This window comes from Pseudoalteromonas shioyasakiensis (assembly GCF_001550135.1).
Classification (GTDB): Bacteria; Pseudomonadota; Gammaproteobacteria; order Enterobacterales; family Alteromonadaceae; genus Pseudoalteromonas; species Pseudoalteromonas shioyasakiensis.
On the sequence record NZ_LRUE01000025.1, the window covers coordinates 3,566 to 16,943 of the forward strand.

The following is a 13,378-nucleotide window of genomic DNA, read 5'->3' on the forward strand; positions in this document are numbered from 1 at the left end:
AACTCGTGACCTCAACCTTGGCAAGGTTGCGCTCTACCAACTGAGCTAGTGCCGCTTTCTTTATCTTGGGGGCTATGCCCTCTCAACACGGACGCATTCTACAGAGATTATTAAACGCGTCAATATAAAAAATGCTAGTTTTGAACTGTTTGCTTATTTTTTATCTAAAACGGTGTGTAATTAAACGTTTAGGATCAATTTTTGGTCAATTCTGACCATGCTGCCATTAAATACTGCAACATAGAACTAAGCGTTAAGAATGTTGCGACGTACAAAAGGCCATAACTTAAGTAGATCATCCATGTATCAAACTGCCAGATCAAACCAATAATGGCTAGCATTTGTGCCGCAGTTTTAAACTTGCCCATGTTTGATACAGCTACGTTGTCACGTTTACCCTGCTCTGCCATCCATTCGCGTAAGGCAGAGATAACAATTTCACGGCTAATAATCACTAATGCCGGAATAGTCATATACAAACTTTGATAGTGGCTTGATAAAGCAACCAGTGCTGCACACACCATTACTTTGTCAGCGACAGGATCTAAGAACGCACCAAAAGGCGTTGACTGATTTAAACGACGCGCTAGATAGCCATCAAGGATATCTGTGATTGACGCAAGCCAGAAAACAAACGCAGCTGCGAAAAACGCCCATGAGAAAGGCAAATAAAATATCACCAAAAAAATGGGGATAAGAAAAAGTCTAAAGGTTGTGAGTGTGTTTGGAATATTCCACATAACTACTTGGAGATGTCTTTTTTTACTATATTCGCACGAAGGCTACGCCTTGTCATGCAAATGATTAAATATCTTTTCAGCCATTTCAGGGCTGATCCCAGGAACTTGTTTTAATTGGTCTATATTAGCAGCTTTTACCCCTTGCATGCCCCCTAAATATTTTAATAATGCTTGTCGGCGCTTTTGTCCTACGCCGGTAATTTCTTCTAACAATGATTGTGTGCGTTGTTTTTGTCGTTTATTACGATGCCCTGCAATGGCAAAACGGTGCGACTCATCACGAATATGCTGAATTAAATGCAGCGCTGGCGCATCTGAATCAAGTGGTATTGTTTTACGTCCACCATCAATTAATAGCGTTTCTAAACCTGGTTTTCGGCTAGTACCTTTTGCAACACCCACCAGCAATGGCATTTTATTATGCGGCCAGTTTTCAAAATATTGCTCAGCACGAGATAATTGACCTTTACCACCATCGATGAAGATGACATCTGGAATTTTTTCTTCATCGACTACTTTGTTGTAGCGTTTATTAAGTGCAAATTCCATCGCAGCATAATCATCACCGCCGGTGATACCAGTAACATTAAATCGACGATATTCTTTATTATTAGGCCCTTGCGAATCAAACACCACACAACTTGCTACCGTGTTTTCACCCATTGTATGGCTGATATCAAAACATTCCATGCGATTAATATCATCTAGGCGTAATGTTTCTTTTAATTGTGCGTAACGTTTGTTGATTGAATCCTGCGTGCTTTGCTTAACACTAATGCTGTTAAGTGCATTTTTATTAGCAAGTTTTAAATACTGTGCCCGCTCACCGCGATTAGCAACTTTTAGACTCACTTTACGTTCAGAGATTGCCGTAAGCGCTTCGCTTAATGGCTCACTTTCTTCAATACTAAACGGTAATATAATTTCTTTAGCAATACGCCCTGTTGCACCGGGAGCTAGATAATATTGTCCTAAAAAAGAAGTTAGAATTTCTTCTTCACCTGAGTCTTTTGGCACTTTAGGGAAATAAGTTTTACTGCCTAGCACTTTGTGGTCGCGGATCATTAATAAGTGAACCGCATTTAAACCATTTAAATGCGCAAAACCCACTACATCCATTTCGGCATGGTTACCTGAAATAGATTGCTGCTCCTGCATTTTTCGAAGCAACATGATTTGGTCACGCACTTTGGCCGCAAGCTCAAATTTAAGTTCTTTACTTGCTTGCTCCATTTTAGTAACTAAATCGGCAATGACTTCATGAGATTTGCCCAACAAAAACTTGCGAACAAAATCAACTTCTTGTTGATATTCTTCATCGGAGATTTTATTCACACACGGCGCTGAGCAGCGCTTTAACTGATATTGTAAACATGGACGGCTTCTAGCTCGGTAATACGCATCTTCACATTGGCGAACCGGAAAGATTTTTTGCATTAAACGCAAACTTTCAGATACCGCTCCCGCACTTGGGAATGGGCCAAAATATTCACCTTTAATTTTTCGGCTACCACGATGAAAAGCAAGTCGCGGGTGCTTATGATCAGTTAAAAGAATATACGGATATGACTTATCATCTCGCAGCAAAATATTGTAACGAGGCTGATATTTTTTAATTAGGTTGTTTTCGAGTAATAAGGCTTCGGTTTCAGTGTTGGTCAGGGTGACTTCAATACCGCAAATATTACTTACTAATACACGCGTTTTGCTATCAGTCACATTGCTACGGAAGTAACTACTTACGCGCTTTTTTAGATTTTTAGCCTTACCAACATAGATAACTTGCCCTTCACTATCAAGCATTCGGTAGACACCGGGCTCACTTGATAGTGTTTTTAGAAAACGGGCTGGTTCGAAATCAGACATTGAGCAAATTAATGCGAGCTATCAATGTCGATCATTTTATGACGAATTGCTAAATGGGTAAGTTCAACATCCCCCCCTACATTTAGCTTTTCAAACATGCGATAGCGATAGCTATTCACTGTTTTTGAACTCAGGTTCAAGCGATCCGCAATATCTTGCGCTTTCTCACCTTTAGTGATCATCAGCATGATTTGCAGCTCACGCTCAGACAAACTCTGGAATGGGTTTTCATCTGTGCGACCGCTTACCTGAGCAAGGGCAATTTGTTGTGCAATTTCAGGCGCAATATAGCGTTGCCCTGCATTAACCGCACGAATGGCATTAACCATTTCATCAGAGCCGGCACCTTTTGTCAGATAACCATGAGCACCGATTTGCATTACTTTGCTTGGGAATGGATCTTCACAATGCACTGTAAGCACAATAATTTTTACATCTGGGCAATAACGACAGATTTTCTTTGTCGCTTCTAAACCGCCAATACCTGGCATATTCATGTCCATCAACACGATATCGGGTGAATGTTGACGGCAAAATTGCACCGCTTCTTCACCGGTTTTAGCTTCACCCACCACTTTAAAACCACGAACATCATCAAGTATACGTCTGATCCCTGTCCGTACAAGTTCATGGTCATCAACTAAAAGTACATTAATCAATGGAACACCCTCAAATAACCCAAATAGCTGCTTTCGCACAATTTAATGTGCCACATTAGCACAGAAAAAGTGAAACGATAAATCAAAATATCGTTTCACTAATTAATTTTAAGCTGAAGCTTTCTCGCTGAAACGATCAACCCATAGGGCAATGATACCATCACCTGTTACATTACAGGCAGTACCAAAGCTATCTTGTGCTAAATAAAGTGCAATCATTAATGCAACTGCACCTTCATTAAAACCAAGCATACTTGTTAAAAGACCCAATGCCGACATAACTGCCCCACCTGGTGCGCCAGGGGCAGCAATCATTACAACGCCTAGCATCATAATAAATGGCAACATACCAAATAACGATGGTACATCCATATTCGGTGATAAGAACATGACAGCCATTGCACATGTCACAATCGTAATTGTTGAGCCCGATAAATGGATAGTTGCGCATAAAGGCACTGTAAAGTTAGCAACATCTTCTTTTACGTTATTTGCTTTGCTTGAGCGAAGTGAAACTGGAATTGTTGCTGCACTCGACATTGTACCTAAAGCAGTAAAATAAGCGGGTAGCATATTTTTTACAAGCTCTAAAGGATTACGCTTTAGTAAAAGGCCTGTAGATACATATAAAACAGTAAGCCATAGCCAATGCATAATTAATGCAGCTAGCAAAACAATACCAAATGTTTGCAGCGTATCAACCACGGTGCCAGCAACTGTCATTTCCGCGAATACACCGGCAATGTAGAAAGGTAACGCAGGAATAATTACTTTTGCTAGTAAGCCATCAATCACATCACGGCCCTGATCAGATACTTTCTTTAACGTATCAAGCTGTAACTGGCTCATACCAATACCAAAAATGAATGCCGCAGCAAGTGCTGTCATTACACTCATTAGAGGTGGAATTTCTAAATCAATAAAGCTGCCAACTTCGGTAGCAACTTCTGCTTCAAACGTTAAACCGCCATCAAACAATGGGATCATAGCGCTGACAAGTAAAAACGCTAAGGTTCCAGCAATAACGGTTGAACCATATGCAAAGCCAACTGTTTTTCCTAACAAATGGCCTGACCCTTTTGGTAAACCAGCAATACCTGATGCGATAAAAAATAAAATAATTAACGGGATGGTAAAGGTGATCAACTGACCTATTATTTCTTTTACTGTGTAAAGGAGTTCAACACCTGTTAGTGGCACATATAAGCCCACTAAAATACCGGCAACAATACCAGCAATTAATTTTAGAATTAAATTCATAACGATCACTTCAATTTTTAGGTGGTAATCTTTTACCACGTTTTAGTTTACTTTTGTTATAAAACAGCCAAATTAACGTTTAACTGCGCAAATTACCACCACAGCTTGTTAGAATCTAATTTGAACGTAAATATATGCGCCCTGTCGCGTTGCATTTGTTAACAAAGTTGCAAATTAATAACATGCTCGCAGTTTTGAATACCCGTATAGTGCTTATGTATAAATCAATGTTAAGTGCCGCTCTATTAAGCGTGCCTTTTACCAGCTTGGCCACCAGCCAACCCGTCACCCTTCCTTTTATTGCAGAGCAGGCAACAATCGACGGCCAGCTCAATGAGCCAAGTTGGCAACGTGCCAAAAAAATTACCATAGACAATGTTACTTGGCCTTATGAAAACAGTAAAAGCCCAGTTACCACCCACGCTTATGTTTATGAAGATGGCGAAACACTTTTTATTGGCTTTGAAGCGAATGATCCAAACCCAGAGCTTATTCGTGCTTTTTACCGTGACCGTGACGCAGCCTGGGATGATGACCTAGTCGGGCTAAAAATTGATTCATACAATAATTCTCAATTAGCCTATCAATTTTTTATTAACCCACTTGGCGTACAACAAGATTCAATAGAAAACGAACTGACTAAACATGAAAGCTCATCATGGGACGGTATTTGGGATAGCGTCGGTGTTATTCATGATAAAGGCTACACAGTTGAAGTTGCCATTCCATTACGCGTATTGAATTTTGACGACAGCGTAGCAAGTAAGACTATGGCGATGGAGTTTTTACGCTTTTTACCGCGCAGTGAACGGTTACGTATCTCAAATATGCAAATTGACCATGGTAACAACTGTTGGATTTGCCAAATGCCAAGTTACCAAGGTTTTGAACAAGCAAAGCAAGGCAATAATGTGGCGATTATTCCATCTGTGGTGCTTGGCAAAAATGAGACCCGTGATATTGATGGCGCACAAGTGGCTGATTGGGAGACAGAAAACAATACTGAAGCCAGCCTCGATGTTAAATGGGGGATCACCCCAGATATCACTCTAAATGCGACAATTAATCCTGATTTTTCTCAGGTTGAAGCGGATGTAGCACAATTGAGTGTGAACAATAATTTCAGTTTATTCTTCCCAGAAAAGCGTGCCTTCTTTTTAGATAACGCTGACTACTTTGCCTCAACACTTAACCTTATTCATACCCGTAATATCGCCCAGCCAGATTACGGCACGAAAATCACCGGAAGTAAAAATGGCCATACATTTGCCGGCTTCATTGCCAATGATACACAAACCAATGTGTTGATCCCGGGCAATTTAGGCTCATCGCTTGTCGCCCTTGACGAGAAAAGTGAAAACGGTGCCCTGCGTTATCGATACGATTTTGAATCAGGATTATCACTCGGTTCAACGGCAACACACAGACAAAGTGATGACTATAAAAACACGGTTTATAGTATTGATAGCAAATACAAACCAACAGTGAACGATGTTTTCTTAGTGCAAGTATTAAAGTCACAAACGCAATACAGCCAAGATTTTATCGACGAGTTATGTGATGGTGATAACTGCTCACAACCCGAGCAAGTAATCTGTGAATTAAATAGTGACTGCGACTATAACGAAGGCGTACTTCGTGTTTTAAGTAGAGAACAGCAATCAGGTACTGGCTACTACCTAAAGTATCAACACGACGAGAAGTACTGGCGTGCCTTCGCTGATTATAATTACCGTGATGCTGATTTAAGAGCTGACTTGGGCTTTATCTCACAAGTTGATTTTAAAAAGTTTACGACTGGTGGCGAATACCGCTGGTATGGCGATAAAGGCAATTGGTGGAATCGCGCTAACCTTTACGCCGATTGGGATATTACCCACAACGAAAATAACGAACTTCTTGAAAAAGAAGCACAAACTAGTTTTTCAGTCAGCGGCCCGTTACAGAGCTTTTTTGAGGTCTCTGTTGAACACCGTAACCGCACCGGCCTTCGCCACGATAAATCACGTTTAGATATCGACGGCAACACTGACTTGTTTAGCGAAAATGGCGTTGGCTTTTACAGTGACTTTAAACCAAAAGCTGGAGTATTTGCTTCTCTATATATGTATACAGGTAATGCCGTTGATTTAGCGAATAACCGCGTTGGTGATAAGTTCCATATACGCCCTGTGCTGAATATGAACCTTGGTAAGCATTTTGAAGTGCGTTTACGTCATACTTATGAGCAGCTTGAAGCCGATGGCAGTGAAGTATTTACCGCCAACTTAAGTGATGTACGTTTTACTTACCAATTCAACGTGAATAGCTTTTTACGCCTTGCAGTCATTTATACCGATTTAGAACGCAACCAGGCTAATTACATTGATAATGTAGATAGCCAATATAAAAACCTAGCCACTCAGCTGTTGTATTCTTACAAGCTGAACCCGCAAACGGTATTCTTTGCTGGTTACTCAGATAATGGCTATCAAGATGATGAGCTATCATCAATTACTAAAGAGCAGCGTACGTTATTTGCCAAGTTTAGCTACGCTTGGTTGCTTTAAGACCCTATTAGCGCACCTTTTGGTGCGCGCCCTTCTTTTCCCACCTTATTACTAAATGCTATAAGCCTATTCGCTATATGTTATAGCCAAACTTTACTTTCGTTTTTATTTCACCACAGTAAAGTGTGACTATTACAGATCGCTAGCCTAAGCTAGTTGATCAACGATTGAATAAATTGCTTCCAAGGGAACACTATGTCTAACATTTTTGAAGATAATTCATTAACGATTGGTAATACACCAATTGTAAAGCTTAACCGCGTAACCTCAGGTAATGTTTTTGCTAAAGTAGAATCACGTAACCCAAGCTTCAGTGTTAAATGCCGTATTGGCGCTTCAATGATCTGGGAAGCAGAAAAGTCAGGTGTATTAACCAAAGAAAAAGAGTTAATCGAGCCGACTTCAGGTAACACAGGTATCGCACTTGCGTTCGTAGCAGCTTCTCGTGGCTATAAGCTAACCCTGACTATGCCTAACACAATGAGCTTAGAGCGTCGTAAATTATTAAAAGCCTTAGGTGCTAACCTAGTATTGACTGATGGCGCTAAGGGTATGAATGGAGCGATTGAAAAAGCAAAAGAAATTCAAGCCAGTGAGCCTGAAAAATACATTCTTTTACAACAGTTCGAAAACCCAGCTAACCCGAAAATTCACTTTGAAACAACGGGCCCTGAAATCTATGAAGCAATGGACGGTAAAATCGATATCTTCGTAGCAGGTGTTGGTACTGGTGGTACTATTACGGGTGTTAGCCGTTACCTTAAACTAGAAAAAGGTTTAAATGTACAGTCGGTTGCTGTTGAACCAACTAACTCTCCAGTTATTAGCCAAACATTAGCTGGTGAAGAAGTTAAACCAGGCCCTCATAAAATCCAAGGTATCGGTGCAGGCTTCATTCCTGGCAACCTTGATTTAGAAGTTGTAGACGCTGCAGAGCAAGTATCAAATGAAGATGCGATTGCTATGGCTCATGAACTGATGAAAAACGAAGGTATTTTAGTGGGTATTTCTTCTGGTGCAGCAGTAGTTGCGGCAAAACGCCTTGCTGAAAAACCTGAGAACGCAGACAAGAACATTGTGGTAATTTTACCAAGTGCGACTGAGCGTTACTTATCTAGCCCATTATTTGCTGAAGAGTTCAGCGATAAAGAGCTAGTTCAGTAACCACTAAGAATCACTTAATTGTTAAAAAAGGATGCAGGCATGCATCCTTTTTTATTACCTAAAATAAATAAAACCAATAATTTTACCGAGTTAACTTTACATCATGCTCATTTAGTCACACACTTAATTTTAAGTTCACTCGAAAAACTACAACAATGAAAAATATACTTTTAACTTTTATCCTTCTAAGTAGCAGCATTCTTTTCGGTTGCGGTTCTGAAGACGCACCAAAGGGCGAAAAAAACACCCCAGGTAATGTAGCGACTCTCTATTTTGATGCTTTATACAACCAAAACGATTTAAATCTTGCGATGGAATATGCCACGCCTAAAATGGCGCGAATTATGAAATCTTATGGCACCGCTGGGCAGTTCGCTCGTAACCTGGTTAATATGCAATACGATGAAGTGGTGATTGAAGTCGATATGACTAACATGAGTCTACGCGAACAATATGGCGATAAAGCTAACATCAATTTGATTTTTACGGGTTATTTTAATGGTAAGAAAATTGATGATATGCGCAGTGTGAAAATGATGCGTAAAAAAGGCAAGTGGTACATTGAAAAAATTAATGCCGATCCATTTGCGCGATAATTAATTACGAAAACTAAAAAAGGGCCTGAAGGGCCCTTTTTTTTGAAAGAGTATTACTGCAGAACAGTATGGATATTACTCTTCGTCAAACTCTTGATGTTGACGCTGTGCAGGACGCGCTAAGATTTCAACGTAAAACGATGTAAGCTGTTTTGCTTCGATATCGCTAATACATTTATTAATCTCTGCCACGTGAACGACATTGGCCTCATCCGGTGATTCACCAAACTTACAGTCAAACGCCCAATAGTCGGCGCCTGCTGGGAGTGTTTTATTACGCTCACGTTTTAAGTATTTTTTTACTTCGTGCTTGGCTGCATCAACCATACGAGGATATTTAATTTTCTCGTGGTTTAGCGTGAATGTTTTCTTCATTATAGTCCTAGTAACTTGGTTCAATGACAATGGCATTAAGCCATAGACTGCTATTATAACAAGCACATCTTAATTTAGCTGTACTTTTTGCAGTTTTACTTAAATATAAGTCTATTATTAGCTTATTCTTAGTGTATTCGAAGTCTATGACATTTCGATTAAGCCACTTATACCTAAGCTGTAGCTAAATGAAGAGGTTGATGTATCGCCTCGTCAGTAAGGCTATCATAAAATGCAGCTGCATCGATTTGTGGGCGCTCAACGGGTTTATTTTTTTCATAAAAGCGTTTTCTAACTGCAGGCTCACAGTTATCAATCACTTCTAGCGGCACATGTTGCTTATCATCACGAACATTCAGTGGCTCTGGGTTTAAACAATGACGTAATCTGATGTCTGATAAACCACCTTGCAATAGTCTAAGTGCATTTTCTTGCCCAATCAGCATATCAAACTGTTCGGGAGCTAATGGTTGTGTGGGGCCTGCACCTAACTCGGTGCGCAAAGCAGATTCAGATACTTCAGGATTGCTTAATTCAGTTTTTGGCAGGTGAAACTGACTAAAATCGAGCGCATCATGAGAAAGCATTGCTAGTAATAAAGCAAATTCTCCAGAGCGGTGCTCGTGAAGACTTTTATTTAGACGATTATCGAGTTGGCTCTCTGTGAGCAACAAACCATCAACTTGCATAGTCTTTAGCCAAATAGTTTCTTGATTAACCAGTTATCGGCATTTATGCATTTTTCTTTAGTTTTTTTCTTTACTTAAATAATAAGTTTGCTATTATCAGCGCCGTTGCATTGGAGGGGTTCCCGAGCGGCCAAAGGGATCAGACTGTAAATCTGACGGCTCAGCCTTCGCTGGTTCGAATCCAGCTCCCTCCACCACTTTCCTTCTTAGAAAAGTGGGGCCAAATGCAATAGTAAAAATTTGTGTGGAGGGGTTCCCGAGCGGCCAAAGGGATCAGACTGTAAATCTGACGGCTCAGCCTTCGCTGGTTCGAATCCAGCTCCCTCCACCACTCTTTACTCTTTCTAACTTTACTCTTTCTAACTTTACTCTTTCTAACTTTACTCTTTCTAACTTTACTCTCGCTAACTTTACTCTCGCTAACTTTACTCTCGCTAACTTTACTCTCGCTAACTTTACTCTCGCTAACTTTACTCTCGCTAACTTTACTCTCGCTAACTTTACTCTCGCTAACTTTACTCTCGCTAACTTAAGCTACCAACTCAAACTACTTCCATTTGCTTTTAACCATTGCTCGGCTTTTTTATAATTTGGATAAAACTGGTTCACACGTTGCCAGAACTTAGCGCTATGGTTCATATGTAAAAGATGCGCAAGCTCATGTACAACCACATAATCAATCACCCAGGTTGGCGCACTTGCTAAATGTAAGTTAAAAGTCAGCTCGCGGCGTTTATTACAACTGCCCCAACGACGTTTATAATGTTGAATTTTAAGCTTTGTAGGGAGCGATTCAGACATCTGTACACAATAATCATGAACACGCATTTCGATATAGCTCTCAAGCTTTTCATGTAAAAACTGCTCCAGCAAAGCGAGGTAGTTAGCTTCTTGATGTTTGACACGTGATGATATTGATAAGGTAAGCTGAGACTGTGCATCTTGTTGCCACATGCTTTTCGGGCCTTTAGCGAATACTATCGGCACGTTTTGCCCAAACAACTTAATAGTGGCGTTTACTAATGGTAGTTGACGGCGCTCAGCATGAATGGATTGTTTGGCTATTTGTTCAGCGACCCAATCTTGCTTGGTCTTTAACCAGGCATCAATCTCAGTTTGTGGAACATAAAAAGGCGCATAAACAGTCAATTTCTGCTCGGCAACTTTAATTGCCACTGTGGTTCTGCGTTTACTGCGCTTTAGGGTGTAATCCAACAAAGGTCAGCCAATTCGATTAATAAAAATAAGAGATTCCATTTTACCCTGCTAAATAGCTGCTAATCTATAAAGATGACTCACAAATAAGTTTTCACCTTTATGCCTGACAAACCATGTTGTAGTTATACCTCACCAACAGGTAACAAGTGCCAAGAAACAGATATGGGCTCTGGATTTTGCTTTTGGCATGATAGTAAATTTGATAAATCAGGGCTAGATCTAACCCAAAAATTAGAGCGCTATGCAAAAAAAGGTGGCTTATTAGAAGGCCTGCAATTGCAAAGAGCGAACCTTTCAGGACTTAACTTAATAAAGCAGGATGACGAAGAAGGTTATGATCTCTCCTATTGTAATTTTTATCGTGCGAATTTAACGGGCGCTCACCTATTTAATAATAAAATCGCCAATGCTTCATTAATGAAAGCTAATTTACATAGCGCGAGTTTGCATTACTGTGATTTAAAAAATACCAACTTACTAGGTATTAAGCTCAACGACAGCAGAATTGATAACATCGAATTGGGTAACCAATTATTACAAGAAGCGGCTGCATTTAAAGCACGTAAAAATAAACAGCATGATGAAGCAAGAGACTTATTTGAGCAATCTGAAGAAATATATCGCAATTTAAGAAAAGCCTCTGAACATCAAGGGCTTTTTGAGCTCGCCGGTAACTTCACCTACAAAGAATTAAGAATGCGTCATGCGCAATACCGAAAAGGCTCAACCAAGCAAATTACTTCCAGCTTTATAGATATGTTATGTGGTTATGGCGAAAAGCCCGAAAATGTCATTCGCTTTAGTCTGTCACTTATTATTTGCTGTGCATTTTGTTATTTCTTATTCGGGGTAAGTTATCAAGATTCTGTGATGCAACTGAGCTTTGAAAACTCATTTCAAAGCAATTTGTCGGCATTGTTGAATAGTTTTTACTTCAGCGTGGTGACTTTTACAACCCTTGGCTATGGTGACATTACGCCAATAGGTTTTTCGAGGTTAATCGCAGCCATAGAAGCATTTTGTGGTAGCTTTTCGCTTGCTTTATTCGTCGTTGTTTTTGTAAAGCGTATGACTCGCTAACGCATAATGTATGAACCCTTATGCTCTTTTGCCTGATACATTTTTTTGTCGGCTCGATTAATTAACTCTTCAGCATCTACCGTGCTATCAAGTGGCGCTGCAATAAGACCAAAACTTAGATGAAGCTCAGGGTATTGTTGTTCAAATGCGGCTATAAGTTTTTCACAAATAGTAAAGGCGCTATCTAACTCGCAATCGGGTAAGATGATGCAAAATTCATCGCCGCCATAACGGCACGGTATATCAATTTCGCGAATATTTTCAAGTAAGTATTGGCCTATATATTTAAGGACTTCGTCACCTTTTAAGTGGCCTTGTGTGTCATTCACTGACTTAAAGTCATCAAGATCAAAATAAACAACCGTTAATGGTGATTTGTGACGTCTGGCTCTGGCAAGGTCACGTTGTAGTAACTCTTGCATTACACGGCGATTATATAAGTTAGTGAGAGGGTCGAGTTTAGCGAGTTTCTCAAGTTCTTGAGTACGCTGAGCGACTTTTTCTTCAAGGCCTTTCGCATAGACTTCGGTGCGGCGTTTCGCATTTTCAATTTCGCCCACTAAGCTGTCGATATAAGTATCAAAGACCAAGGTCGTATCAAAGTAAATCAATTTATCAATGATGGTAAGGGTATGATTTAACTCATCTTGATCGCTTATTGTGTTGCGAAGCACATTAAAAATCAGTTCTTTTAAAGTACACACAGCCGATAAGTAAAGCTTTGGCTCAACCCCAATACGCTTATGCACCATACCAATCCGTAGACGGTTGTTAACATATTCATGCTCGTAACGACCACAAAATAAATCGATTATATACTGCCTTTGTGCATCTCTGAGTCGTGTTAAAGTATCTGCATCGCCAATTAATAACGAAATTTCATCCACTTCGGTTTGTTTTTTATAAAACTCATTCACTACATTTTCGATGGCTGATTCGATTATAGGTTTATAGTTCAAAAGAGATGACAGACTATTTGAAGTCAGCCCTAATAAGCTCATTCTGTGTTGGATTTCTACATCATTAATCTGCATTTGCTCAACTAATGTTTGCTCGGTTCTTCTCATCTACGCACCTCGAACTACTCCTTTTTAATTAAATATAGCCAAGGTTTTGAATCCTACGTACTTAAGTGATAGGTTTTTCTCTAAATTCAGAACAATTTGTATTAGACTGCTATAA

At 39.9% G+C, this 13,378-nt stretch carries 13 protein-coding genes and 2 tRNA genes; 7 read left to right on the plus strand and 8 right to left on the minus strand.

The features are described 5' to 3' along the window. Window positions 1-194: 194 nt before the first annotated feature. The 4 genes from pgsA to PASHI_RS21420 all read right to left on the minus strand — a co-directional run bounded on the left by pgsA (window position 195) and on the right by PASHI_RS21420 (window position 4,525). Window positions 195-740, minus strand: a complete 546-nt coding sequence (pgsA, locus tag PASHI_RS21405) for a CDP-diacylglycerol--glycerol-3-phosphate 3-phosphatidyltransferase (RefSeq protein WP_062566986.1) — start codon at window positions 738-740, stop codon at window positions 195-197. Window positions 741-782: 42 nt separating this feature from the next. After that, window positions 783-2,606, minus strand: coding sequence for an excinuclease ABC subunit UvrC (gene uvrC, locus PASHI_RS21410; RefSeq protein WP_054553646.1), 1,824 nt, complete (start codon window positions 2,604-2,606; stop codon window positions 783-785). Between the two features lie 8 nt (window positions 2,607-2,614). Beyond that, complete coding sequence (uvrY, locus tag PASHI_RS21415; RefSeq protein WP_054564041.1) at window positions 2,615-3,265, minus strand: UvrY/SirA/GacA family response regulator transcription factor; 651 nt, start codon at window positions 3,263-3,265, stop codon at window positions 2,615-2,617. A 108-nt stretch (window positions 3,266-3,373) separates the two neighbouring features. Then, window positions 3,374-4,525, minus strand: a complete 1,152-nt coding sequence (locus PASHI_RS21420) for a dicarboxylate/amino acid:cation symporter (protein ID WP_054553767.1) — start codon at window positions 4,523-4,525, stop codon at window positions 3,374-3,376. A gap of 215 nt (window positions 4,526-4,740) precedes the next feature. Between PASHI_RS21420 and PASHI_RS21425 the strand changes: the two genes are divergently transcribed. The 3 genes from PASHI_RS21425 (at window position 4,741) to PASHI_RS21435 (ending at window position 8,834) form a co-directional block, all read left to right on the plus strand. Continuing rightward, window positions 4,741-7,074, plus strand: a complete 2,334-nt coding sequence (locus PASHI_RS21425) for a carbohydrate binding family 9 domain-containing protein (RefSeq protein ID WP_156426513.1) — start codon at window positions 4,741-4,743, stop codon at window positions 7,072-7,074. Window positions 7,075-7,269: 195 nt separating this feature from the next. Next, complete coding sequence (gene cysK, locus PASHI_RS21430; RefSeq protein WP_058583732.1) at window positions 7,270-8,238, plus strand: cysteine synthase A; 969 nt, start codon at window positions 7,270-7,272, stop codon at window positions 8,236-8,238. Between the two features lie 155 nt (window positions 8,239-8,393). Then, a complete protein-coding gene (locus PASHI_RS21435; protein ID WP_054564020.1) occupies window positions 8,394-8,834 on the plus strand; it encodes a hypothetical protein in 441 nt (146 codons plus the stop codon). 75 nt (window positions 8,835-8,909) lie between these two features. Here PASHI_RS21435 and PASHI_RS21440 read toward each other — a convergent pair whose 3' ends face one another. Next, window positions 8,910-9,209, minus strand: coding sequence for a DUF6172 family protein (locus PASHI_RS21440; protein ID WP_062566987.1), 300 nt, complete (start codon window positions 9,207-9,209; stop codon window positions 8,910-8,912). Window positions 9,210-9,382: 173 nt separating this feature from the next. Next, window positions 9,383-9,898 carry a VC2046/SO_2500 family protein gene (locus tag PASHI_RS21445; protein WP_062566988.1) on the minus strand — a complete coding sequence of 172 codons (516 nt, stop codon included), beginning with the start codon at window positions 9,896-9,898 and terminating at the stop codon, window positions 9,383-9,385. Between the two features lie 112 nt (window positions 9,899-10,010). Here PASHI_RS21445 and PASHI_RS21450 point away from each other — a divergent pair. From PASHI_RS21450 to PASHI_RS22470, 3 genes are all read left to right on the plus strand, one after another. After that, a tRNA-Tyr gene (locus tag PASHI_RS21450) sits at window positions 10,011-10,095 on the plus strand. A 49-nt stretch (window positions 10,096-10,144) separates the two neighbouring features. Beyond that, a tRNA-Tyr gene (locus PASHI_RS21455) sits at window positions 10,145-10,229 on the plus strand. Continuing rightward, window positions 10,212-10,487: a pentapeptide repeat-containing protein gene (locus PASHI_RS22470; protein ID WP_482811859.1), complete on the plus strand. Its 276-nt coding sequence runs from the start codon at window positions 10,212-10,214 to the stop codon at window positions 10,485-10,487. The genes PASHI_RS21455 and PASHI_RS22470 overlap by 18 nt, the downstream gene beginning before the upstream one ends. On the opposite strand, the gene PASHI_RS21460 is transcribed toward PASHI_RS22470, so the two are convergent. Continuing rightward, window positions 10,433-11,113, minus strand: a complete 681-nt coding sequence (locus PASHI_RS21460) for a M48 family metallopeptidase (RefSeq protein WP_062566989.1) — start codon at window positions 11,111-11,113, stop codon at window positions 10,433-10,435. The two genes, PASHI_RS22470 and PASHI_RS21460, sit on opposite strands and share 55 nt — an antisense overlap. 102 nt (window positions 11,114-11,215) lie before the next feature. Here PASHI_RS21460 and PASHI_RS21465 point away from each other — a divergent pair, with 102 nt between their 5' ends. Beyond that, the gene (locus PASHI_RS21465) at window positions 11,216-12,196 is read left to right on the plus strand and encodes an ion channel (RefSeq protein WP_062566990.1); all 981 of its coding nucleotides are present in this window, start codon (window positions 11,216-11,218) and stop codon (window positions 12,194-12,196) included. Here PASHI_RS21465 and PASHI_RS21470 read toward each other — a convergent pair. After that, window positions 12,193-13,263 (minus strand): GGDEF domain-containing protein, encoded by a 1,071-nt coding sequence (locus PASHI_RS21470; protein ID WP_062566991.1) that lies wholly within the window; start codon window positions 13,261-13,263, stop codon window positions 12,193-12,195. The genes PASHI_RS21465 and PASHI_RS21470 overlap by 4 nt on opposite strands. Window positions 13,264-13,378: the final 115 nt, after the last annotated feature.

Coding starts and splice junctions, on each gene's coding strand:
- PASHI_RS21465 (WP_062566990.1), top strand. CDS start 11,216: ATGCCTGACAAACCATGTTGTAGTTATACCTCACCAACAGGTAACAAG.
- pgsA (WP_062566986.1), bottom strand. CDS start 740: ATGTGGAATATTCCAAACACACTCACAACCTTTAGACTTTTTCTTATC.
- cysK (WP_058583732.1), top strand. CDS start 7,270: ATGTCTAACATTTTTGAAGATAATTCATTAACGATTGGTAATACACCA.
- PASHI_RS21435 (WP_054564020.1), top strand. CDS start 8,394: ATGAAAAATATACTTTTAACTTTTATCCTTCTAAGTAGCAGCATTCTT.
- uvrC (WP_054553646.1), bottom strand. CDS start 2,606: ATGTCTGATTTCGAACCAGCCCGTTTTCTAAAAACACTATCAAGTGAG.
- PASHI_RS21445 (WP_062566988.1), bottom strand. CDS start 9,898: ATGCAAGTTGATGGTTTGTTGCTCACAGAGAGCCAACTCGATAATCGT.
- PASHI_RS21425 (WP_156426513.1), top strand. CDS start 4,741: ATGTATAAATCAATGTTAAGTGCCGCTCTATTAAGCGTGCCTTTTACC.
- PASHI_RS21440 (WP_062566987.1), bottom strand. CDS start 9,209: ATGAAGAAAACATTCACGCTAAACCACGAGAAAATTAAATATCCTCGT.
- PASHI_RS21420 (WP_054553767.1), bottom strand. CDS start 4,525: ATGAATTTAATTCTAAAATTAATTGCTGGTATTGTTGCCGGTATTTTA.
- PASHI_RS21470 (WP_062566991.1), bottom strand. CDS start 13,263: ATGAGAAGAACCGAGCAAACATTAGTTGAGCAAATGCAGATTAATGAT.